Here is a 21,543-nt window from a genome sequence, read left to right on the forward strand (position 1 = left end):
ATCCGCAAAAGCGGGATACACCAGAGTCGAAGCGTTTTGATCTTATTTGTGAACGAGGTGAGCTGCCATGGGAATCATCGCGTGGATCCTGATCGGGTTGCTGGCAGGTGCGATCGCGAAGGCGCTGATGCCGGGCAAGGACCCGGGTGGATGCCTCGTCACCATGCTGATCGGCATCGTCGGCGGTCTGCTGGGCGGCTGGCTCGGCAAGGTGATCTTCGGGGTGGAGTCGATCAACGGCTTCTTCCACCTCTCGACGTGGATCGCGGCCATCATCGGCTCGGTGATCGTCCTGGTGATCTACCGCGTGACCATCGGCCGTAACCAACGGCACTGACGCGGCACGACGCACAATGCCGGCCCCCCGGATACGGGGGGCCGGCATTGTGCGTGGGATCCCGTGGGCCCGGGGCGGCGGCCCGGGTGACCCGCGATGACGCCCCGGGGCGGCGACCGGGGCCCTTTCCCGCCGGGCGTGGCATTCCCAGCACATACGTTCTGACCTGCGGGAATGCGGTGCCGAAGGGCCGTTGTCAGTGGTCGGGTGCAGACTGAGCGATACCTGAGACAACGGCGTCCCGGAGGTGTTCGACATGGCATCGGGCAAGGCAGACGTACTACTCGCGGTGGGCACGCGCAAGGGGCTCTTCATCGGCCGGCGGCGGCACGGTGACTGGGAGCTGAGCGGCCCGCACTTCGCCGCGCAGGCGGTGTATTCGATCGGCATCGACACCCGCCGCCCGACACCCCGGGTGCTGGCCGGCGCGGACAGCGCGCACTGGGGTCCCTCGGTCTTCCACTCCGACGACCTCGGCGAGACCTGGCGGGAGCCGTCTCGTCCCCCCGTCAAGTACCCGCCGGACACGGGGACTTCGCTGGAGCGGGTGTGGCAGCTCCACCCGGCCGGACCGGCCGCACCCGACGTGGTGTACGCCGGGACGGAGCCCGGCGGGCTGTTCCGCTCGGAGGACGGCGGCGAGACGTTCGAGCTGGTCCGTTCCCTGTGGGACCACCCGACCCGCGAGCAGTGGGTGCCCGGCGGTGGCGGCCTGGCGGTGCACACGGTGATCACGGATCCGCGGGACGCGGACGCGGTGACGGTCGCGGTGTCCGCCGCCGGCGTGTTCCGCACGAAGGACGGCGGCCGGACCTGGTCTCCGTCGAACAGCGGCGTGAAGGCCGTGTTCCTGCCGGACCCCGACCCGGAGTTCGGGCAGTGCGTGCACAAGATCGCGCAGGACCCCGTGAACCGGGACCGGCTCTATCTGCAGAACCACTGGGGCGTCTACCGGAGCGACGACGCGGGCGCCAAGTGGACCGACATCGGCGGCGGACTTCCCTCCGACTTCGGGTTCGCGACGGCCGCCCACCCTCGCCGGGCGGACGTCGCGTACGTCTTCCCCATCACCGCGGACATCGACCGCGTCCCGGCGGAGCACCGGTGCCGGGTGTACCGCACCGAGGACGCCGGTGGGAGTTGGGAGGCGCTCAGCGACGGCCTGCCCCAGGAAGACCACTACGGCACGGTGCTCAGGGACGCGCTGTGCGTCGACGACACCGACCCGGCGGGGGTCTACTTCGGCAACCGCAACGGGGAGGTCTTCGCCAGCGCGGACGACGGCGACAGTTGGCAGCAGCTCGCCTCCCACCTGCCGGACGTGCTGTGCGTACGGGCAGCCGCCGTCGCGTGAACCGGCGGGAGCCGGGGTGAGGTGAAGGGGATGAGGGGGGAGGGGGGGAGGGGGTGAGGTGAGTGGCTGTCAGGTGAGCGATGCGGGAGAGGGAGCGAAGGGGGCGGGCGCGGGCGGAGGAAGGAGCGGGAGATGGGGTGCGGGCGGCTGGACCGGGCAACGGATCAGGCCATCGGTTGAAGAGGATCACCCTGCGGCCAGTAGGGTGACGTGCGTGGCTGCACGACCTCTTCATGAAATCGTCGAACCTGGCTGGGCCAAGGCACTTGAGCCGGTTGCCGGGCAGATCGCCAGAATGGGCGAGTTCCTGCGGGCGGAGATCGCCGCGGGACGTACCTACCTCCCCGCGGGCAGCAATGTGCTGCGCGCCTTCCAACAGCCCTTCGACGACGTCCGGGTGCTCATCGTCGGGCAGGACCCGTATCCGACTCCCGGACACGCGGTGGGGCTGAGTTTCTCCGTCGCGCCGGATGTCCGCCCGCTGCCCGGGAGCCTGGAGAACATCTATCGCGAGATGGCCGCGGACCTCGGGCTGCCGCGGCCGTCCAACGGTGATCTCACGCCGTGGACCCGGCAGGGCGTCCTGCTGCTGAACAGGGCTCTGACGACGGCGCCGCGCAAGCCGGCGGCGCACCGGGGCAAGGGCTGGGAGGAGGTGACGGAGCAGGCCATCCGGGCGCTGGTGGCGCGGGGCCGCCCGATGGTGTCGGTGCTGTGGGGCCGCGACGCGCGCAACCTGCGGCCGCTGCTCGGCGACCTCCCCTCGGTGGAGTCCTCGCACCCCTCCCCCATGTCCGCCGACCGGGGCTTCTTCGGCTCGCGCCCGTTCAGCCGGACCAACGACCTGCTGGTGCGGCAGGGCGCGCAGCCGGTGGACTGGAGACTGCCCTGACCGTGCGGGATAGTGTGCCCGCATGACGAACGCGAACATCCCTGCGGGTTGGTACGCCGACCCGCAGGGCACGCCCGACCGGCTGCGCTGGTGGGACGGGTCCCGGTGGACCGAGCACACGCACCCGGGCCACCAGGCCCAGGCGCAGCCATCGGCCGCGCAGCAGGCGGCCCAGCAGTCGCCGCAGCAGGACCAGCAGCACCACGCACAGCAGCAAGCCCCGCAGTCGGCGTACGTGAAGGCCGGACAGCAGAGCGCCCCTCAGCAGGGCGGACAGCCGTACGGCCGGCCGGGACCCGGCCCACAGGATCCCGGGCAGGGGTACGCGCCCCAGCAGCAGGGTGCCGGGCAGCCGATGCCTCAGCAGTACGCGCCGCAGCCCGGTCAGCAGATGCCGGGCGGGCAGCCCGCGCCGGGGGCGCAGCCGGCGTACGGGCAGCCGGGCGGCCACCCGGGGCAGGTGCAGTACCAGGTGCAGCAGCAGGCCGGCGTCGCCCCCACCGCCCAGGGCAGTGGGACGCTGTTCACCGAACCGGTCCTGGTGGTGAACCAGAAGGCCAAGCTGATCGAGGTGACGAACGAGTACAGCGTCTTCGACCAGCACGGCAACACCCTCGGTACGGTCGTCCAGGTCGGCCAGAGCACCGCGAAGAAGGTGCTGCGGTTCGTCTCCAGCCTCGACCAGTACATGACCCACCGGCTGGAGATCCGGGACGCGTACGGGCAGCCGCAGCTCGCGCTGACGCGCCCCGCGAAGTTCATCAAGTCGAAGGTGCTGGTGGAGCGGCCCGACGGGCAGCCGGTCGGCGAGATCGTGCAGCAGAACGCCATCGGAAAGATCAATTTCGCGATGATGGCGGGCGGGCAGCAGATCGGCGCCATCAAGGCGGAGAACTGGCGCGCCTGGAACTTCGCGATCGTCGACCACACCGACACCGAGGTCGCCCGGATCACCAAGACCTGGGAGGGCCTGGCCAAGACGATGTTCACCACGGCGGACAACTACGTCCTGCAGATCCACGTCCAGTTGCCCGAGCCGCTGCGGAGCCTGGTCGTCGCCACGGCGCTGACCGTGGACACCGCCCTCAAACAGGACGCGCGCGGGTTTGGCTGAGTCCGGGAACGGTGCGGCAGGCCCGGCGCCCGGCCATGTCCTCGGCGTGGACTCGGGCGGCTCCGGCCTGCGGATCGCCGTCGCCCGCGCGGACGACGGGGACGCGCGGCCGCTCACCTCGTACGCCTCTCAGGAGCCGATCGGCACCGGCCCGAACGGGATGGACGCCCACCACCTGCTCAAGCAGCTCGTGCCGGCGGCGCAGGACCTGATGCGGGACACCGGCGTCCGGCGGTTCGACGCCGTGTGCGTCGGCGCCGCGGGCATGGCGACGCTCGGCACGGAGCTGCGTGCCGAGTTGCCCGGGGCGCTGGCCGAGGCGTTCGGCGTACGGCGTCTCGCGCTGGCCGCGGACGCCGTGACCGCGTACGCCGGGGCGCTCGGCCAGACGCCGGGCGCCGTCGTGGCCGCCGGTACCGGCGTCATCGCGATGGGCACGGACCTCACCCCGGCCGGCGGCTGGCGCCGCGCCGACGGCTGGGGGCACCTGCTGGGAGACTGCGGCAGCGGCGCCTGGATCGGCAGGGCCGGGCTGGAGGCGGCGTTGCGCGCGCACGACGGACGGGCGGGTGGTTCGGCCGAGCTGCTGGCCCGTATGGAGGCGCTGTTCGGTCCGGCGGCCGAGCTGCCCGGCACGCTGTACCCGCGCGCCGACCGGACTGCCGTGCTGGCGTCGTTCGCGCCCGAGGTCGCCGCCTGCGCCGGGTACGACTCCGTGGCGGCCGGGATCCTGGGCAGGGCTGCGCGGCATCTGGCGGAGGCGGCGGCGGCTGTCTGCCCCTCGACGGCGGGGAGCGTGGTGGCCTTCACCGGGGGCCTCCTGAAACTGGGCGAGCCCTTGCTGACACCGCTGCGCGACGCGTTCAGCGAGCTGCTGCCGCACGCCTGTCGGGTCGAAGCGGAGGCCGGCCCTCTGGGCGGGGCGCTGCGTGTCGCCGCCGCGCTGGCCACCGACCGGCTGTTGCTGCCCACGGACGGGAAGTTGCTGCGGGTCACGCGGTAGCGGTGGGGGTACGGCGCCGCACGAGTGAGGGCGCCGACGCGGCCCTGGGGGCTGAAGCAGTCGGCTGGGTCACTGGGTCTCAAGCAGCCGGCGGGGCCGCTGGGCCCGAAGAGTCGGCGGGGCCACTTGGTCTGAAGCCGTCAGCGGGGCCACCGGGCGGCACCCGGCGATCCGACCGTCGGCGTACGCCCGCGAGGCGTGGCGTGCGGCCCGGGCGCCTGCCGACGTACGCACGCGGCGACCGCTCCCCGGGGTCAGCCGCGATGGTCGTATAGCCGTAAATTCCGTAAGTCGTCGCGGATGTGCGACGCAGCGTTCCGGCGTCCCCGCGGACGGCCGCGGGGCGGCGGGTCCCGCCACCGCGAGGCACGGGCCGGAGCGGCGGCCCGGCGCCGCCCGCCCCGGGCGTCCGGCGGCTCGCACCGACGCTCGATTCGGGCTCTGACCTGCTGATACGGCGCGCGGGACAATTCGGGACGGATACCTCCCGACCGAGCCCTCCCGCCGCGCGGGGGACCCCCGAGGCATTAACATGCGACGCCATGAGTTCCCCCACTGGGCCCGCACCCGGCTCGCCCCATTTCGACGAAGTTTCTCCGAGCTCGGGCGCCGCATCCGGCCTGCCTGTACGAATGCCGCGTCCCCGGCAGTCCGGTCGGCACCGCCGACCGGAACCCGTCGCCGCGCCCGAGGGCGCGCCCGCCCTGGTCCTCGCCGTGCCCGGCACCCCCGGTGCCGCCGCGCGCGGCCTGGCGGCGGAGGTGACCAGCATCGCCCGTTCCGAGCTGCCCGGCCTCGACGCCCGGGTCGGCTACGTGGACGGTGACGACGAGGAGTACCCGGCGCTGGAGACCGTGCTCGCCCAGGCCGCCCGGGAGCACAAGGCGCGCACGGGCGACGGCTCGCAGCCCGAGCAGCAGGGTCCGCCCGCGATGGTCGTACCGCTGCTGGCCGGACCGGACAGCGCGCTGCTGCGCCGTATACGCCAGGCCATCATGAACAGCGGTTCGGCCGCCGAGCTGACCGATGTGCTCGGCCCGCACCCGCTGCTCGCCGAGGCCCTGCACGTACGCCTGTCCGAAGCCGGTCTGGCCCGCGCCGACCGGGCGCGCCTGTTCACGGTCGCGACGGCCGCGGACGGCATCATCCTCGCCACCGTCGGCGGCGACGAGGCGGTACAGGCCGCCGGGATCACCGGCATGCTGCTCTCCGCCCGCCTGGCCGTGCCGGTGATGGCCGCCGCGCTGGACGAGGCGGGCGCCATCGCCCGTACGGCCGATGAGCTGCGTTCCTCGGGCTCGCGGCAGTTGGCCCTGGCCCCGTACCTGATCGGTCCCGAGATCGCCGACGGCCTGGTGGGGGCGGCGGCAGCGGAGGCGGGCTGCTCGGCGGCGGAGCCCCTGGGCGCGTACGGAACGGTCGGCCGCCTGGTGCTGTCGAACTACGCGTCGGCGCTGGGCATCACGCTGCAGTCGGCGGGGCAGCACGCGCCGGTACGGTGACCTCCGGGAGCGGCGGCGGGCTCGCCCTGCGGGCCGTCGCCGCTCTTGCACGCAAGGGCCGCTCCCTCCGCCGGGAGCGGCCCTTCAGGCTTTCCGGACCGGCCCTCCAGGCCGTCCGTACGGCCAGGACGCGCAGCCCGGCGGGGCGGCAGCCGTGTCAGGCGAAGACCACGCAGGAAGCGGCCGGGACCTCGATCGAGCCGCCGGCCTCCGGCACCCCGGTCGCGGTGTCGACGGAGAACCACGTCACGTCCCCCGAGCGCTCGTTGGCGGCGTAGAGGTGCCGCCCTCCCGGGTGCAGCGCCAGGTCGCGCGGCCAGTGTCCGCCGCACGGCACGGTGGTGACGAGGGAGAGGTTCTCTCCCGACGGGTCGACGGCCAGGACCGAGATGCTGTCGTGGCCCCGGTTCGCCGCCCAGGCGAACCGGCCGTCGGGTGAGACGACCAGCTCGGAGGGGTGGTTGTCGTCGGTGCCCGGGGGGACGATCGCCGTCTCGGCCAGCGGGGTGAGGGTGCCGGTGGCGGCGTCCCAGCGGCAGGGTGTGACGGTGGAGGACAGTTCGTTGATGACGTACGCGTGGTCGCCGCGCGGGTGGAAGGCGAGGTGCCGGGGCCCGCTGCCCGGACGCAGCCGTACCTCGTGCCGGACGGCGGGAACCCCGGTCGCCGGGGCGAGTTCGCAGACGCGTACGGAATCGGTGCCCAGGTCGACGCTGAGCAACCGGCGGCCGGAGGGGTCGGGCAGTACGGCGTGCGCGTGCGGGCCCTCCTGACGGCCGGGGTGCGGGCCACCGCCCTCGTGCCGGAGCACGGCGGCCGGCTCCGCGAGGGTGCCGTCGGCCCGCACGGGCAGCGCGCTGACGCTGCCGGAGGTGTAGTTGGCGGTCAGCAGGTGTCCGGCCCAGAGGGTGAGGTGGGTGGGCCCCGCGCCGCGCACCGGTACGGGGACGCCGAGCGGCACCGGGCCGTTCTCCGTGAGGGTGAACGCGGCGGCCGCGCCGTCGGACGTCTCGCTCACCGCGTAGAGGTGCCGCCCGTCGGGCGTGGGGGCGAGGTAGCTCGGATCGGGTACCTCGTCCGTGGCGTGCAGTGGGGTCAGGGCGCCCGTCCGCGCGTCGACCGCGGCCGTGACGATGCCGCGCCCGCCCGCCGAGGTGAACGACCCGATGTACGCCCGCTGACCGCTGTCTGTCGTACTCATCGGCGCTCCGCCTGCCCTTCGTCCGCCCCGCGTGTCGTACGGAGGTGTAGGCGCCGACGCTAACAGGCCGGCGGGGTCCCGGCGCCGGGCGCGGGACCCCGCACACGGGCGGGCCGTCACGGCCGCCCCGTACGCGCATCCGCTTCTGCCGGGGCGGTGGCCGTCAGGCGTCGGCCAGCGGTGAGCGCGGGGCACCGCGCAGCGGCGCGGCCAGTTCGGCCAGGGCGCGCTCCAGGCCGTGGAGGTGTGCGAGCGCCGGCTCCAGGGCGGGCGCGTGCGGGACGGCGGCCGCGGCGGCGGCCGTGAACTCGCGCGCCTGCTGCGGTGTGGTGAGCGCCTCGACGGCGGCCTCCACGCGCTGGCAGGCGGCGGTCAGCCGCGCGTCGTGCGACGCCACCGGGTCGGCGGCGATGGACGCCAGCCCGCGGACCTCGCGGGCGCAGTCGTCCAGCAGCGCCAGCACCTGCCGGGCCCGTTCCTTGCGGGCGCGCATCGGGGCCAGCGGATGCACCAGCGGGGCGAGGGACAGCCGTACCCGGCGGAGCAGCACTTCCAGCTCGGCGACGAGCGGGGCCGGGTCGGCGCTGTCCGTGCCCGCGATGCGTGCCGCGGCCTCGGCGGTGCAGTGGTGTACGCAGCGCAGGGCGCGCTGGACCCAGGCGTCCGTCGTGGCGTGCGTGGTGACGGGCAGCACGACCAGGACGGCCAGCATCGCGCTGAGCGCGCCGACGCCGGTCTCCGCCAGGCGCAGCGCGAGCAGCCCGGGGTCCAGGACGCCCAGCAGCCCGTACAGCAGGCCGACCATCAGGGTCACCGCGAGCATGTTCCAGGTGTACGAGACCGGCGACGCGTAGAAGATCGAGAAGACGCAGACGGCGAGGAGGGCGGCGGTGGGCACCACGGCGCCGTGCAGCGGCACGGCGATCAGCAGGCCGGCGGGGATGCCCAGGAGGGTGCCGAGCATCCGGCGGAAGCCGCGGACCACGGTCTCGCCGCGCGAAGCGGTGTTGACGAAGATCCACCACAGGGCGCCGACGGCCCAGTACCAGCGCTCGTGGGAGAGCAGGTGCCCCGCGAGCAGGGCGATGGCTCCGCCGGCCGTCGCCTGGAGCGCCTGGCGGGTCGTCGCGCGGGCGAGCCCCTTGCCGCCGGGGAGCGCGGGGACGGCGGGCGGCGGCGTACGGCGTTCGTAGCACCACAGTCCGAAGCGGACGGCCGAGCAGGCGAGCAGCGCGAGCGCGGTGGCGGCGTACAGCTCCGGAAGCTGTTCGGGCACCGTGCGCAGGAACTGTGCCTCGAAGAAGGACATGAACGCGAAGATGCCGAGGGCGTTGCCGCGCGGGCCCCACCGGCGGGCGTAGACGCCCACGCCGACGGTGGCGAGGAGGACCGCGTCCCGTACCAGCGGGTAGTCGTGCAGCATCGCCGCTACGGCGAGGACGGGGAAGCCGACCAGCGGCAGCAGCGCGGTGGAGACCATCTGGCCGCGGACCGTGGTGTCCGCGACGGTGAAGAGGGCGAGCAACGCGGCGACCCCGCCCACCACGGCACCGGTCAGCGAGTGGCCGACGGCGGCGCACACGGCCACCGCCAGTGCGACACCCACGACGGCCCGCGCGGCGCTGCGCAGCCGCAGCCGCCCCGGGTCCGGCGCCACGAACACCGTCTTCAACACGGTTTCCACCCCTTTGCGTTCCTTCCTGTTGTCCGCTCCGCGCTCCGGCTGTGTGCCTCGGTCCCGCGGTGCGTTTCGGCATCAAAAAGGCGCCGCGGAGATCCGCAGCGCCATCGACTCGCCTATGACAACATCAACACTACTGTTGGCTCAACAGTGCACGAATTCACTGAGCCATTGGCACAACGCGACCGCGAGACGCTGAGCCAGAACGTGGCCATTGGCGTGTACCTGCACTCGGCTGCTCGCACCGGCACCCTCATGGGCCCTCGTCCCGCCCTCTCGGAGCCCCTGTCTCATTCTTGCGTCCGCATGCCGGAACACCCTGACCGCGCGCGTCTCCCACGCATTACTCTCGACGTCATGTCCGCACCCGCACGCCTCCTCTGTCTCGCGCTCTTCGCGAACTCGGCCTGGTGCGTCGACGACGGGCTCTGTCCCCGCTGAACCCGACGCCCGCGCCGTACCGCACGGCTCCCGCGTCCGCGACTCCCCCTCTCCCGCCCCGGCGTTCCCGGGGTGACGTGCGCGTTCGGCGGCCCCGGGCCCCACCGCGCCGCGCCCTGCCGACGCCGCCCGGCTCACCGCTCACCCTCACGGAGCCCGCTGTGACCACAGCTCCCCCGGATCCGCTCGTCGGAGCCCCCCGCCCCACCGCGGCCCTGCTCGCCCCCTCCCCCACTTCCCGGCCCCGGCCCGCCGCTCCCCCGGCCCCGCCCGTACGCCGTCTGCCGCTCGCCGTCGGCCTGCTGCTCGCCGTGGCGCTGACGGGTCATGTCTTCGCCTCGTACGGCGCGAAGCCCGGCGTCCTGCTGTTGCTCGGGCTGGGCCTGGGGGTGGCCCTGTTCCACTCGCGGTTCGGGTTCACCTCGGCGTGGCGGCAGCTCGTCGCCGTGGGCAACGGGGCCGGGCTGCGTGCCCACGCACTCCTGCTGGGCACGACGGCCACCCTGTTCGCCCTGGTCATCGGCACCGGTACCGGACTGTTCGGATCGGCGCCCGAGCCGTCCGGCGGGCCGCTCGGTGTGGGGCTGCTCCTCGGCTCGTTCGTGTTCGCCGTCGGTATGCAGCTCGGTGGCGCCTGTGCCTCCGGCACGCTGTTCGCGGTGGGCTCGGGGCAGACCTCCATCGTGCTGACCCTGGGCGGCTTCATCGCGGGTTCCACCCTGGCCGCCTGGCAGTTCGACCTGTGGAAGGACCTGCCGGCGTACGAGCCCGTCGTGTTCGCCGACCACATCGGCTGGTTCGGTTCGTGGGCCGTCACCATCCTGGCGCTGGCCGCCGTGGTGGCCGTCAGCCGCGCGGTCCAGGCACGCCGCACCCCGCCGCCGACCGGTCCGGTGCCGTCGGCGAAGACCGCGGCCGCCCGGGTCCTGCGCGGCTCGTGGCCGCTGGCCGCAGGCGCCGCGGTGCTGGCGGCGCTGGGCGGCGGCGTGCTCCTCGTGTCCGGCGGGGCCTGGGGCGTGACCAGCGCGTTCAGCCTGTGGGGCGCGAAGCTGGTGAGTGCGCTCGGCGGGCATCCGGAGACCTGGTCGTACTGGCAGAAGCCGGCGAACGCGCACGCGCTGTCCGGCCCCGTGCTGGCCGACCGGACCAGCCTCACCGACATCGGCATCATGATCGGCGCGGCGGTCGCCGCCGCGCTGGGCGGCACCTGGGCCCTGCACCGGGGCACTCCCTGGCGCACCGCGGTCGCGGCGGTCGCGGGCGGCGTGCTGATGGGGGTCGGCGCCCGGCTGGCGGGCGGCTGCAACATCGGCGCCTACCTCGCCGGTATCGCCTCCGGCAGCCTGCACGGGTGGATCTGGGGCGCGACGGCGCTGCTCGGCACCTGGGCGGGCCTGAAGCTGCGGCCGGTCTTCCGGCTGGCCAATCCGAAGCCGGGGGACGGTGTCTGCTGACGCTGGTGACTCCTCCGGGGCAGCCGGCCGGCGGGTGGGCCGTTGGTACAGTCGTCGGGCCCCGCACCGTTCCCGAGGAGGCCGTCGGCCCATGGCCGTGGACACGCTCGACGCGAAGATCCTGCGGCTGCTCCTGGAGCAGCCGCGCACCAGCGTGCGGGAGTACGCCCGTATCCTCGGCATCGCCCGGGGCACCGTTCAGGCGCGGCTGGACCGGCTGGAGCGGGACGGGGTGATCACCGCGTACGGGCCGCGTCTGTCGCCCGCCGCGCTCGGCCACCCCGTACTCGCGTTCGTGCACATCGAGGTCACCCAGGGGCATCTGGAGGACGTCGCCGAGGAGCTGGCCGAAGTGCCGGAAATCATCGAGGCGTTCTCGACGACCGGCGGCGGTGACCTGCTGACCCGGGTGGTCGCACGGGACGCGGCCCACCTGGAGGACGTGATCCAGCGGCTGATCAAGATGTCGGGCGTGGTCCGTACGCGGACCGAGGTGGCCCTGCGGGAGCGGGTGCCGCACCGGATGCTGCCGCTGGTCGAGGCGGTGGGCGGTACCGCCAGGCCGCGCTGAGACGCGCCTTGACATGCTGGTTCCATGAGCATTTTCAGCACTTCCCCGGACCCCGCTCCGCACGGCCGCCCGGCCCCGCCGGACCCGGCCGCCCCCGCCACTCCCCCCGCGCCCGTCATCTTCGACCTGGACGGCACGCTCGTGGACAGCGAGCCGAACTACTACCAGGCGGGACGCAGGGTGCTCGCCCGGTACGGCGTCACGGACTTCACCTGGGAGCACCACACCCGCTTCATCGGCATCGGCACCCGCGAGACGCTGGAGATGCTCAAGCGGGAGTACGGCATCGACGCGCCCCTCGACGAGCTGCTGGCCGGCAAGAACCGCGCATACCTGGAACTGGCGCGGGCGCACACCGAGGTCTTCCCCGAGATGCGGACGTTCGTGGAGCGGCTGCACTCGGCCGGGCACCCGCTGGCGGTGGCGTCCGGCTCCTCGCGGGCCGCGATCGAGACGGTGCTCGCGGCCACCGGTCTGGACGCGTGGCTGACGGTCCTGGTCTCCGCCGAGGAGGTCGCGCACGGCAAGCCCGCGCCCGACGTCTTCCTGGAGGCGGCCGACAGGCTGGGCGCGGAGCCGGAGACGTGTGTGGTGCTGGAGGACGCGCCGCCCGGCGCCGAGGCGGCGCGCCGGGCGGGGATGCGGTGCGTGGCGATCCCGTACGTACCGAAGACGGCGACGGACCCGGCCTTCGGCAGCGCCGGACTGTTCTTCCCGGGCGGGCAGGAGGAATTCACGGCGGACGCGGCGTACCGGTGGGTCACGCGGGACGGGGGCCGGGACCGGCGGGACCGCTAGGTCCTTGCCGGGTGGCCGGGGGTCGGATCGCAGGTTTCCCGAACCGGCCACCCCTACGATGTTCACATGTCTGACGTTTGAACATATGCTCCCTCCCTGGAACGCATCAGCACACCGCGGAGGTCGGCCAGCCTGTCCGCGCAGCTCGTGGACAGCCTCCGCTCACACATCGAAGCGGGCGGCTGGCCCGTGGGGACACGCATCCCGCCGGAGCAGGCCCTCGTCGAGGAACTCGGCGTCGGACGCAGCACACTGCGGGAGGCGCTCGGCGCGCTCGTGCACCTGGGCCTGCTGGAAGCCCGGGTCGGGGACGGCACCTACGTCCGCGCGTCGAGTGAGCTCCAGTCGGTCATGGTGCGGCGAGCGAGCTCCGCGCAGCGGAACAACGTCCTCGAACTGCGCACCGTCCTTGAGGAGTACGCCTCGGGGGCCGCTGCCCTGCGGCGCAGCGAGGACCATCTGCGCCAACTCAAAGAGCTGTTGGCCGACGCCGACGCGGCCTGCGCCGGCGAGGACCGGGCCGCGGCCACGCGTGTCGACGCGCTGTTCCACCGGGCCGTCGTCCGGGCGAGCGGGAACGACCTCCTGATCGAGGTGTACGACTGCCTCGGCACGGCCCTCGCCTCCGCCCTCGGGGGCCTGCCCTGGGACGCCGCCGACGCCGAGGAGCACGCCGGCCTGCACCGGCGACTCGTCGACGCGATCGAGGCCCGGGACGAGAGCGGCGCCCGCGCCGCGGCGGCGGCGATCGTCCAGCTCACCCGCGACCACGAGCCCGAGGCGCCACGGGCGGCGGAAGAGCCGTGAGTCCGCGGTTGTCATCACCGCCCCGCCGTTGCTCCACCGCGACGTTCTCGACGGCTGCCGGCCCCGTCGCCGACCGGCCACATGCCCGGCCCGGGACGGGGTGGTGCCGCCATTCGGAGGTCTCCGCGCCGACGCGGTCCCACAGTTCGCCGTAGGTGAGCGTGTCGAACCGTGCCAGCAGGCGCAGCGTGGTGCGGCCGGTGTCCGGGTCGGTGGCCGGCTCGGTGGCCCGCTCGCCCAGGGCGGGGCGGTCCGCGTACCCCTCCATCACCGTGGCCACGAGGTCGGCAAGCGGCAGACCCGGCCGCTCAACACGCTGATCCACACCTCGGGCAGCACCGGCGCCCCCCAGGGCGCCATGTACACCGAGCGTCTGGTCACGCGGTTCTGGGTCGACTTCGTTCCCGATCAGGTGGTACGGCCGTCCATCGTGCTCAACTACATGCCCCTGAGCCACATGATGGGGCGGGGTGCGCTGTTCAGCACGCTCGCCAAGGGGGCATCGCCTACTTCGTGGCGTCGGGCGATCTGTCGACGCTCTTCGAGGACCTCTCCCTGGCCCGCCCCACCGAGTCCATCATGGTGCCGCGCATCTGCGACATGCTCTTCCAGGGCTACCGGAGCGAGTTGACCCGTCGGCACGGCACGGGGACGGGAGGCGATGCGGCCGAGGTCGCGACCAACGTGCGGGAGGAGCTGCGGGAGAAGGCCCTGGGCGGCCGCCTCCTGTGGGCCGTCAGCGCCTCGGCCCCGCTGAGCGCGGAGATGAGGGCGTTCGTCGAGAGCCGCCTGCACGTCAGGGTGCTGGACGGTTACGGGTCGACGGAAGCCGGAATCGTCTGGCTCGACGGCCGGGTGCTGCGCCCGCCGGTGACCGACCACAAACTGGCGGATGTGCCCGAGCTGGGGTACTTCCGGACCGACTCGCCGCACCCCAGGGGCGAACTTCTGATCAAGTCCGACCGGCTCATCCCCGGCTACTTCCGGCGGCCGGATGCCACCGCCCAGGTCTTCGACGAGGACGGCTTCTACCACACGGGCGACATCATGGCCCGCGCCGGTCCCGACGAGCTGGTGTACGTCGACCGCCGTACCAACGTCCTCAAGCTGTCCCAGGGCGAGTTCGTGGCCGTTTCCCGCCTGGAGGCCCTCTTCGCCGGCAGTCCGGCCGTCCGGCAGGTCTTCGTGTACGGCAACAGCGCTCGCGCCTACCTGCTCGCGGTCATCGTGCCCACCCAGGACGCGCTCGACCGCGCCGGCGAGGACACCCGGAGCCTCCGGGCAACCCTGCGCGAGTCCCTGCAACGCCTCGCCACCGAGGCGGGCCTCAACCCGTACGAGATCCCACGGGACTTCCTCATCGAGACCGAGCCGTTCAGCCGGGAGAACGGGCTGCTCTCCGGAGTGCGCAAGCTGCTGCGCCCCGCGCTGACGAAGCGCTACGGGGAACGCACGGGCGTCGGGACACCACCGCCCGACCGCCGACGGCGTCCACGGCCCGGGGGCGACGCGGCTCCTGGCGCGCGACCTGACGCCGACCGCGTTCCTCGGCACGGAGACCATGAAGCAGACCGACCGGCCGGCCGGTCCGCTGCCCGAGGCCCGAACCGTCCTGCTGACCGGCGCCAACGGCTACCTCGGCCGCTTCCTGTGCCGCGAATGGCTGGAGCGCGTCGCGGAGCGCGGCGGCACGCTGGTGTGCGTGCTCCGTGGTGGCACCGACGAACTGGCCCGGGCACGGCTCGACGCGGCCTTCGACAGCGGTTACGCGAACGGCTACGGGGCCAGCGAGTGGGCGGGCGAGGTGCTGCTGCGCGCGGCGCACGACACGTTCGGCCTGCCGGTCGCCGTGTTCCGCTCGAACCTGATCCTCGCGCACACCCGCTACCGGGGTCAGCTCAACCTCCCCGACATCTTCACCCGCCTCATGGTGAGCCTGCTGGCGACGGGAATCGCCCCGGGCAGTTTCTACGTGCGGGGCACCGGTGACGCCGGCGGGCACTACGACGGGCTCCCCGTGGACTTCACGGCGCAGGCCATCGCCGCCCTGGGCGACCGCGCACGGGAGGGGTACCGGACCTGCAACGTCGTGAACCCGCACGAGGACGGAATCTCACTCGACACGTTCGTCGACTGGCCGGCGGCCGCCGGCCACCCGTTGACGCGCATCCACGACCACGACGAGTGGCTCGGCCGCTTCGAGACCGCCATGCGCGGCCTGCCCGAACGCCGGCGGCAGCACTCGCTGCTTCCCCTGCTGCACGCCTTCGCGGAGCCGGAGGACCCCCTGCCCGGTTCGGCCCTTCCGGCGCACCGATTCCGCGCGGCGGTACGGGCCGCAGCCCTCACCGAAGAGAACGACACCCCCCACCTGTCACAGGACCTGATCACCAAGTACGTGGCGGACCTTCGGACGCGGCACCTGCTGTGACCGAGCCCCGGCGCCCGTCACTTCTTCGCGCGGCTCGGCTGCACCCGCTTCGGTTCGCCCTTCATCTTCGGGTGCTCCGGCGGGTACGGGAGGTCACCGAGCCCGTGCTCGCGCTCGTCGCGGTCGGCGAGTTCCAGCGCGGCCTCCAGGCGGCAGGGGTGCCGGTCCATGGTGGCGTGCAGGTCGCCCAGTTCGGCGAAGCGGGCGGGCATGGTGCCGAGGTCGAAGTCCTCCGGTACGGCGTCGGCCAGTTCCGCCCAGCGCAGGGGCGCGGAGACCGGCGCGTGCGGGAAGGGGCGTACGGAGTAGGCGCTGGCGATCGTGCGGTCCCGCGCGGTCTGGTTGTAGTCCACGAAGATCTTGGCGCCACGCTCCTCCTTCCACCAGGAGGTGGTGATCCGTTCCGGGTCGCGCCGCTCCAGTTCCCGGGCCACCGCGATGGCCGAGCGGCGGACCTGGGTGAAGGTCCAGTCGGGCGCGATGGGCACGAAGACGTGCAGGCCGCGGCCGCCGGAGGTCTTGGGCCAGCCGGTGAGGCCGAGGCCGTCCAGGACGTCGCGCAGGCCGAGGGCGGCCCGTACCGCGTCCGCGTAGCCGGTGCCCGGCTGCGGGTCGAGGTCGATGCGCAGCTCGTCCGGGTGCTCGGTGTCGCCCCGGCGGACCGGCCAGGGGTGGAAGGTCAGACAGCCGAGGTTGGCCGCCCACAGGACGGCGGCGGGCTCGGTGGGGCAGATCTCGTCGGCGTACCGGCCGCTGGGGAAGGAGATCCGGCCGGTGGGGATCCAGTCGGGGAGGTTCTTCGGCGCCCGCTTCTGGAAGAACGATTCGCCTTCCACGCCGTCGGGGTAGCGCTCCAGGGTGGTGGGCCGGTCCTTGAGGGCGCGCAGGATGCCGTCACCGACGCTCTGGTAGTAGCGGACGACATCGGCCTTGGTGAAGCCGCGCTGCGGGAAGTAGACCTTGTCCGGGTGCGACACCCGGACCGTCCGCCCGCCCGCGACCAGCTCCAGCGACTCTGCCATGCACCCACGCTAGGCCGTACGGGCAGGCGCCGCCCGTCGGCGGGCGCGTACCCCCGCCCGGCCGCGCGCCCCGCCGCACAATCGCCTGCATGGATCTTCCCGTGATGCCCCCGGTGGAGCCGATGCTGGCCAAGGCCGCCCCGGAGATCCCGCCCGGCATACAGTACGAAGCCAAGTGGGACGGCTTCCGGGCCATCGTCTTCCGCGACGGTGCCGAGGTCGAGCTGGGCAGCCGTTCGGGCAAGTCCCTCACCCGCTATTTCCCCGAGCTGGCCGAGGCCCTGCGCACGGAGCTGCCGCCGCGCTGTGTGCTGGACGGCGAGATCGTCATCGCCCGCGAGGGGCGGCTGGACTTCGACGCCCTGCTGGAGCGCATCCACCCCGCCCCGTCCCGGGTACGCCATCTGGCGGAAGTGACACCGGCGTCCTTCGTCGCGTTCGACCTGCTGGCGCTGGGTGACGAGTCGCTGATGTCCGTACCGCAGCGGGACCGCAGGGCCGCGCTGACGACGGCGCTGCGCGAGGCCGCCGACCCGGTCTTCACCGCTCCCGTCACCGACGACGTCGAAGTGGCCCGGGGATGGTTCGAACAGTTCGAGGGGGCCGGGCTGGACGGGATCGTCGCGAAGCCGCCCGGCATGCCGTACCGGCCGGGCCGGCGGGTGATGGTCAAGACGAAGCACGAGCGGACGGCCGACTGTGTCGTGGCGGGCCTGCGCCCGCACAAGAGCGGCCCGGTCGTGGGGTCCCTGCTGCTGGGGCTGTACGACGCCGGGGGCCGGCTCCAGCACGTCGGCGTCTGCGCGTCCTTCCCCATGCGCCGGCGCCAGGAACTGATGGCGGAGCTGGCGCCGCTGCGGATGGAGTCCGTCGCGGGCCATCCATGGGAGGAGTGGACCAGCCAGGAGGCGCAGGCGGCGGGCCGGCTGCCCGGCGGCCCCAGCCGGTGGACGGGCAAGAAGGACCTGTCCTGGGTGCCGTTGCGCCCGGAACGTGTGGTGGAGGTCGCCTACGACCACATGCAGGGCGACCGTTTCCGGCACACCGCGCAGTTCCGGCGCTGGCGCCCCGACCGCGACCCGGCGTCGTGCACGTACGCCCAACTGGAGGAGCCGGTCCGCTACAACCTGTCGGAGGTCCTCGGGGCGTGACGCCCGGCGCCCTACTCCTCTTCCTCTTCCTCCCGCAACGCGGCGACCACGGCCGCGATGCCCTCGACGGTCGGCGCGTCGAAGTACGCGGACAGCGGCACCTCGACGCCGAGCCGGTCGAGGATCCGGGTCGAGATCTGGGTCATGGTGATGGAGTGGCCGCCGAGGTCGAAGAGGTCATCGGTGTCGGTGAGTTCGGGCAGACCGAAGACCTCGCGCCAGATCTCCCGTACCGCTTCCAGGGGGCTGTCGGCCGCCGGCGGCCGCACGGTGGCGTCCTCGGGCGGCGCGGGCAGCGCGGCCCGGTCCAGCTTGCCGTTCGGCGTGGCGGGCAGCGCGTCGAGGGCGACGAAGACCTCCGGCACCATGTACGGGGGCAGCGCGGCCGCCAGTTCCCGCCGCAGGTGCCCGGTGTCCGCCGCGCCGACGTGGTAGCCGACGAGCCGGCCGTCCCGCACCGCGGCGGCGGCCCGGTGCACGCCGTCCAGCGCGAGCAGCCGGGACTCGATCTCGCCGAGTTCGATGCGGTGGCCGCGCAGTTTGATCTGGTCGTCGGTGCGGCCGAGGAACTCCAGGCGGCCGTCACCACGGTGCCGCACCCGGTCGCCGGTGCGGTACATCCGGCTGCCGGGCGGGCCGTACGGATCGGGCACGAAGCGTTCGCTGTCCAGCTCCGGCCGGCCGACGTAGCCGCGGGCGAGGCCGTCCCCGGCGATGTAGAGGTCGCCGGGCAGGCCCGCCGGGACGGGCGCCAGGCGCTCGTCGAGCGCGTACACCCGGGTGTTGGCCAGCGGCCGGCCGATCGTCACCGGGCCGGCTTCCGGGCCGATCTCGTCGTACGTCGACCAGATCGTCGTCTCGGTCGGGCCGTAGACGTTCAGCAGCCGGCCGACGCGCGGGCGCAGGCGCTGCGCGAGCGGGGGCGGCAGGGCCTCACCGCCCACGAGCGCGGTGACGGCGGGCGCGTCGAAACCGTGGTCGACGAGCATCGCCCAGCCGGTCGGTGTCGCCTGCACGTGGGTGATCCCGTGCCGGGCGATCAGCTCCGTCAGGGCCGCGCCGTCACGCGTGTCGCCCGCGCCCGCCACCACCACCGTGCCGCCCGTGACCAGCGGGAGGAAGAGTTCCAGGCCGGAGATGTCGAACGAGACGGAGGTCAGCGCAAGCCAGCGGTGGCCGGGGCCGGAGCCGAGCGGTCCGCGCAGCGCCAGCAGCAGGTTCGTGAGGGAACGGTGCTCGATCTGTACGCCCTTGGGGCGGCCGGTGGAGCCCGAGGTGTAGATGACGTAGGCGAGGTCGCCGGGCGCGGGAGCCGGGGGAACCGGCGCGCCCGGGGCCTGCTGCCCGTCCCCGGGCACGAGGTCGTCGGCCAGGAGATCGGTGTCGCCCAGTTCGTACGCCGCACCGGCGTCCTTGAGGACGAACTCGATGCGCTCCGGCGGATAGGCGGCGTCCAGGGGTATGTAGGCCGCGCCGGCCTTGAGGACGCCGAGCAGGCCGACCAGAAGCCGTTCGGAACGGCTCGCCCGTACGGCGACGAGCGCGCCCTTCCCGATGCCCTTGTCGCGTAGGCGGGCGGCGAGGCGTTCCGCGCCGGCGTCCAGTTCCGCGTACGTCAGGCCACGGTCCGCGTGGACGACGGCGACGGCGTCGGGGGTGCGGGCCGCCTGTTCCGCGATCAGCTCGGGGACGGTCCGGGCCGGGTGGGCCACGGCCGTGTCGTTGACGCGGGTCAGCAGCCGGTCGCGTTCGTCCTCGTCGAGGAGCGGCAGGCCGGCCAGGGGCGTGTCCGGGTGGGCCGCGGTGTGGCGCAGGAGGGTCAGCCAGTGCCGCGCCACGCTCTCGGCGTGCTCGCGCGCCAGGGCCTGCGGCGGGTACTGGAGCAGGACGTCGAAACCGTCGGGTCCGTCGACCAGTTCGATGCGCAGGGCGTTGCGGGCGGTGTGGTTGGAGGGGGTCCAGTCCGCCGTCACGGTGAGCCCGGGGAACTCCGGGGCGGGGCCCGGGCGCCGGTACGTCAGGGAGACCGGCGCGAGGGCGACCCCCGGCCTGACGCCGACCCCGACGCGGCCGAGCGGCACTTCCCGTACGCGGTACAGCTCGCGCAGGCCGGCCCGGGTCGCGCGGGCGAAGTCCGCGAACGTCAGGGCGGGGTCCGGCGCGGAGCCGAAGGGGAGTTCGTTGACGTGGACGCCGATGTGACCGAGCTGCTGCGGGGTGCGGGTGCCGAGGTCGAGGGCGGTGACCGGTGCGCCGTTGCCGTAGCGGAACAGGAGGGCGTGCAGGGAGGCGACGACCAGCTCGAAGCGGGTCACCCCGATGCCTTCCGCGAGGGGTCCGAGCCGGTCCCGCAGGTCCTCGGGGAGGCGGAACTCCACGGAGGCGCCGGGGCCCACCCCGTGGGCGGGCCGGTCGAGTCCGGGGAGCACCAGGTCGTCGTCGCCGAGCGGGTGCCGGGCCCAGTGGTCGCGGGCGGCGGGCAGTTTGGCGGCGATCCGCGCGTCCTCGTCGGAAGCCGGTTCGGCGGGCGCGGGCCGCGGGGGTACGGGGGTGCCGTGCCCGGTCTCCGCCCCGTAGTGCGCGGCGAGGTCGGCGGCGAACAGCTCCATGGAGTGCCCGTCGAAGACGAGGTGGTGGGCGACCACCAGCAGCCGGTGTTCGCGGGGGCCGGCGATCTGCAGCACCAGGCGGCACAGCGGGCCTTCGGCCAGGTCGAACGGCGCCAGGATGTGCTGCCGGGTGGCGTCCTCGCCCGCGCGCCCGGTCACCAACTCGGGCCGGGACGGGGCCGGTACGAGGTGGGGGACGCCGTCGCGGTTCTCGACGGCGCTGGTGAGGGCGGGGTGCCTGCGCAGGACGGCCTCGCACGCACGGCGCAGCGCGGCGGTGTCGAGCGCGCCGTCGAAGTGCAGGGTGAAGGGCACGTGGTGCACGGCGCCGCAGTCGTCGAGCTGTTCGTTGAACCAGATGCCGCGCTGCGCTGCCGAGGCGGGGCGGGGTTCCGGGCGGGCCTGGACCGAGGAGCGCGGGCTTGCTGCAACGTCGGACATCGGACAGCTTTCTTCAGCACTGCGGCCGAGGGTGACCCCCGCCGTTGGAAGCGCTCTCAATCTGCCTCACTCCGATGCGGATATGCAACTTTCTGCGCGATCTTCGGCGCTTCCTGCAAGATTTCCGTGGAGTTTGCCATGGTCCCGCAGCCCGTCCCGGCACACTCCATCTGGGCCGTGTCACCGGGCCGTTCAGGCTGCCGCGCCCCCGTGGGCCGGACCGGAGTCCGCGCCAAACGGGGAAGAAACGACCATTGACACACTCCGCACCACTGTTCGATCATCTGCGGGTTACAAAGCGTCCAGCACGGCACCCGAATCGGCGGCGCCGTGTGCACGGGGCCGTACGACCTGCGGCCCGGAAAGCGAGTGCGCACCATGGTCACTTGAGGTGGTGGGCCGGCCCGTTCCGATCGGCCGGGTGACCGGCGCTTCCCGACGGAAGTCCCGATGGCTTTGCCCGCCCTCACCGCCGCGACGAAAACAGCACCGCAGTACCCCTCACCCCCGGGTTTCCGCCCACGTCGAGCCCTTCCGGCCCGCATGCGCGAACTCCGAGCGACCCGCACGGCGGGCCGGATCCGCGAGTTCCGCCATGCTGTCCGCAGCGGCCTGCGCGGCGCCCGAACCGATACCGCCGACCACCCCTCTTCGCCCCCTTACCGATCGGTATTCGGGCCGGCCGGCGGCAGGCATTCGGCCGTCCGCACGAAAAGACCTCCTCGCAGAGAAGA

17 protein-coding genes and 1 pseudogene are annotated in these 21,543 nt (G+C 73.4%); 13 read left to right on the top strand and 5 right to left on the bottom strand.

Annotated features, from left to right (window positions below):
- Positions 1 to 67: 67 nt before the first annotated feature.
- From ACH4EB_RS16795 to ACH4EB_RS16820, 6 genes are all read left to right on the top strand, one after another.
- Positions 68 to 337 carry a GlsB/YeaQ/YmgE family stress response membrane protein gene (locus ACH4EB_RS16795; RefSeq protein ID WP_030019131.1) on the top strand — a complete coding sequence of 90 codons (270 nt, stop codon included), beginning with the start codon at positions 68 to 70 and terminating at the stop codon, positions 335 to 337.
- A 256-nt stretch (positions 338 to 593) separates the two neighbouring features.
- Complete coding sequence (locus ACH4EB_RS16800; RefSeq protein WP_398348252.1) at positions 594 to 1,691, top strand: WD40/YVTN/BNR-like repeat-containing protein; 1,098 nt, start codon at positions 594 to 596, stop codon at positions 1,689 to 1,691.
- Between the two features lie 214 nt (positions 1,692 to 1,905).
- Positions 1,906 to 2,583, top strand: a complete 678-nt coding sequence (locus tag ACH4EB_RS16805) for a uracil-DNA glycosylase (protein WP_398348253.1) — start codon at positions 1,906 to 1,908, stop codon at positions 2,581 to 2,583.
- Positions 2,584 to 2,605: 22 nt separating this feature from the next.
- Positions 2,606 to 3,697, top strand: coding sequence for a phospholipid scramblase-related protein (locus tag ACH4EB_RS16810; protein WP_398348254.1), 1,092 nt, complete (start codon positions 2,606 to 2,608; stop codon positions 3,695 to 3,697).
- On the top strand, positions 3,690 to 4,700 hold the full coding sequence (locus ACH4EB_RS16815; protein ID WP_398348255.1) for an N-acetylglucosamine kinase: 1,011 nt from the start codon (positions 3,690 to 3,692) through the stop codon (positions 4,698 to 4,700). The genes ACH4EB_RS16810 and ACH4EB_RS16815 overlap by 8 nt, the downstream gene beginning before the upstream one ends.
- A 632-nt stretch (positions 4,701 to 5,332) precedes the next feature.
- A complete protein-coding gene (locus tag ACH4EB_RS16820) occupies positions 5,333 to 6,202 on the top strand; it encodes a sirohydrochlorin chelatase (RefSeq protein WP_398348256.1) in 870 nt (289 codons plus the stop codon).
- 157 nt (positions 6,203 to 6,359) lie between these two features.
- Here ACH4EB_RS16820 and ACH4EB_RS16825 read toward each other — a convergent pair whose 3' ends face one another.
- Together ACH4EB_RS16825 and ACH4EB_RS16830 are read right to left on the bottom strand one after the other, a co-directional pair.
- On the bottom strand, positions 6,360 to 7,403 hold the full coding sequence (locus ACH4EB_RS16825; RefSeq protein WP_398348257.1) for a lactonase family protein: 1,044 nt from the start codon (positions 7,401 to 7,403) through the stop codon (positions 6,360 to 6,362).
- Between the two features lie 163 nt (positions 7,404 to 7,566).
- Positions 7,567 to 9,078 (bottom strand): FUSC family protein, encoded by a 1,512-nt coding sequence (locus tag ACH4EB_RS16830; protein WP_398348534.1) that lies wholly within the window; start codon positions 9,076 to 9,078, stop codon positions 7,567 to 7,569.
- A 608-nt stretch (positions 9,079 to 9,686) separates the two neighbouring features.
- On the opposite strand from ACH4EB_RS16830, the gene ACH4EB_RS16835 reads away from it, so the two are divergent.
- The 4 genes from ACH4EB_RS16835 to ACH4EB_RS16850 all read left to right on the top strand — a co-directional run bounded on the left by ACH4EB_RS16835 (position 9,687) and on the right by ACH4EB_RS16850 (position 13,155).
- Complete coding sequence (locus ACH4EB_RS16835) at positions 9,687 to 10,979, top strand: YeeE/YedE family protein (protein ID WP_398348258.1); 1,293 nt, start codon at positions 9,687 to 9,689, stop codon at positions 10,977 to 10,979.
- Positions 10,980 to 11,070: 91 nt separating this feature from the next.
- Positions 11,071 to 11,550: an Lrp/AsnC family transcriptional regulator gene (locus tag ACH4EB_RS16840; protein WP_398348260.1), complete on the top strand. Its 480-nt coding sequence runs from the start codon at positions 11,071 to 11,073 to the stop codon at positions 11,548 to 11,550.
- 24 nt (positions 11,551 to 11,574) lie between these two features.
- Entirely contained in the window at positions 11,575 to 12,348 is a 774-nt protein-coding gene (locus ACH4EB_RS16845) for an HAD family hydrolase (protein ID WP_398348261.1), read from the top strand.
- A 147-nt stretch (positions 12,349 to 12,495) separates the two neighbouring features.
- On the top strand, positions 12,496 to 13,155 hold the full coding sequence (locus ACH4EB_RS16850) for a FadR/GntR family transcriptional regulator (RefSeq protein WP_398348263.1): 660 nt from the start codon (positions 12,496 to 12,498) through the stop codon (positions 13,153 to 13,155).
- On the opposite strand, the gene ACH4EB_RS16855 is transcribed toward ACH4EB_RS16850, so the two are convergent.
- Positions 13,106 to 13,480, bottom strand: coding sequence for a hypothetical protein (locus tag ACH4EB_RS16855; RefSeq protein ID WP_398348264.1), 375 nt, complete (start codon positions 13,478 to 13,480; stop codon positions 13,106 to 13,108). The two genes, ACH4EB_RS16850 and ACH4EB_RS16855, sit on opposite strands and share 50 nt — an antisense overlap.
- Before the next feature lie 33 nt (positions 13,481 to 13,513).
- Here ACH4EB_RS16855 and ACH4EB_RS16860 point away from each other — a divergent pair.
- Positions 13,514 to 14,079, top strand: a pseudogene (locus ACH4EB_RS16860) (AMP-binding protein); the annotation flags it as partial.
- A 637-nt stretch (positions 14,080 to 14,716) separates the two neighbouring features.
- Complete coding sequence (locus ACH4EB_RS16865) at positions 14,717 to 15,586, top strand: SDR family oxidoreductase (protein WP_398348266.1); 870 nt, start codon at positions 14,717 to 14,719, stop codon at positions 15,584 to 15,586.
- A 17-nt stretch (positions 15,587 to 15,603) separates the two neighbouring features.
- On the opposite strand, the gene ligD is transcribed toward ACH4EB_RS16865, so the two are convergent.
- A complete protein-coding gene (ligD, locus tag ACH4EB_RS16870) occupies positions 15,604 to 16,608 on the bottom strand; it encodes a non-homologous end-joining DNA ligase (RefSeq protein WP_398348267.1) in 1,005 nt (334 codons plus the stop codon).
- 89 nt (positions 16,609 to 16,697) lie between these two features.
- Here ligD and ACH4EB_RS16875 point away from each other — a divergent pair, with 89 nt between their 5' ends.
- Complete coding sequence (locus ACH4EB_RS16875) at positions 16,698 to 17,759, top strand: ATP-dependent DNA ligase (protein WP_398348268.1); 1,062 nt, start codon at positions 16,698 to 16,700, stop codon at positions 17,757 to 17,759.
- Between the two features lie 11 nt (positions 17,760 to 17,770).
- Here ACH4EB_RS16875 and ACH4EB_RS16880 read toward each other — a convergent pair whose 3' ends face one another.
- Complete coding sequence (locus tag ACH4EB_RS16880; RefSeq protein WP_398348269.1) at positions 17,771 to 20,809, bottom strand: amino acid adenylation domain-containing protein; 3,039 nt, start codon at positions 20,807 to 20,809, stop codon at positions 17,771 to 17,773.
- Positions 20,810 to 21,543 lie beyond the last annotated feature (734 nt).

Source organism: Streptomyces sp. NPDC018045 (assembly GCF_044327445.1).
Classification (GTDB): domain Bacteria; phylum Actinomycetota; class Actinomycetes; order Streptomycetales; family Streptomycetaceae; genus Streptomyces.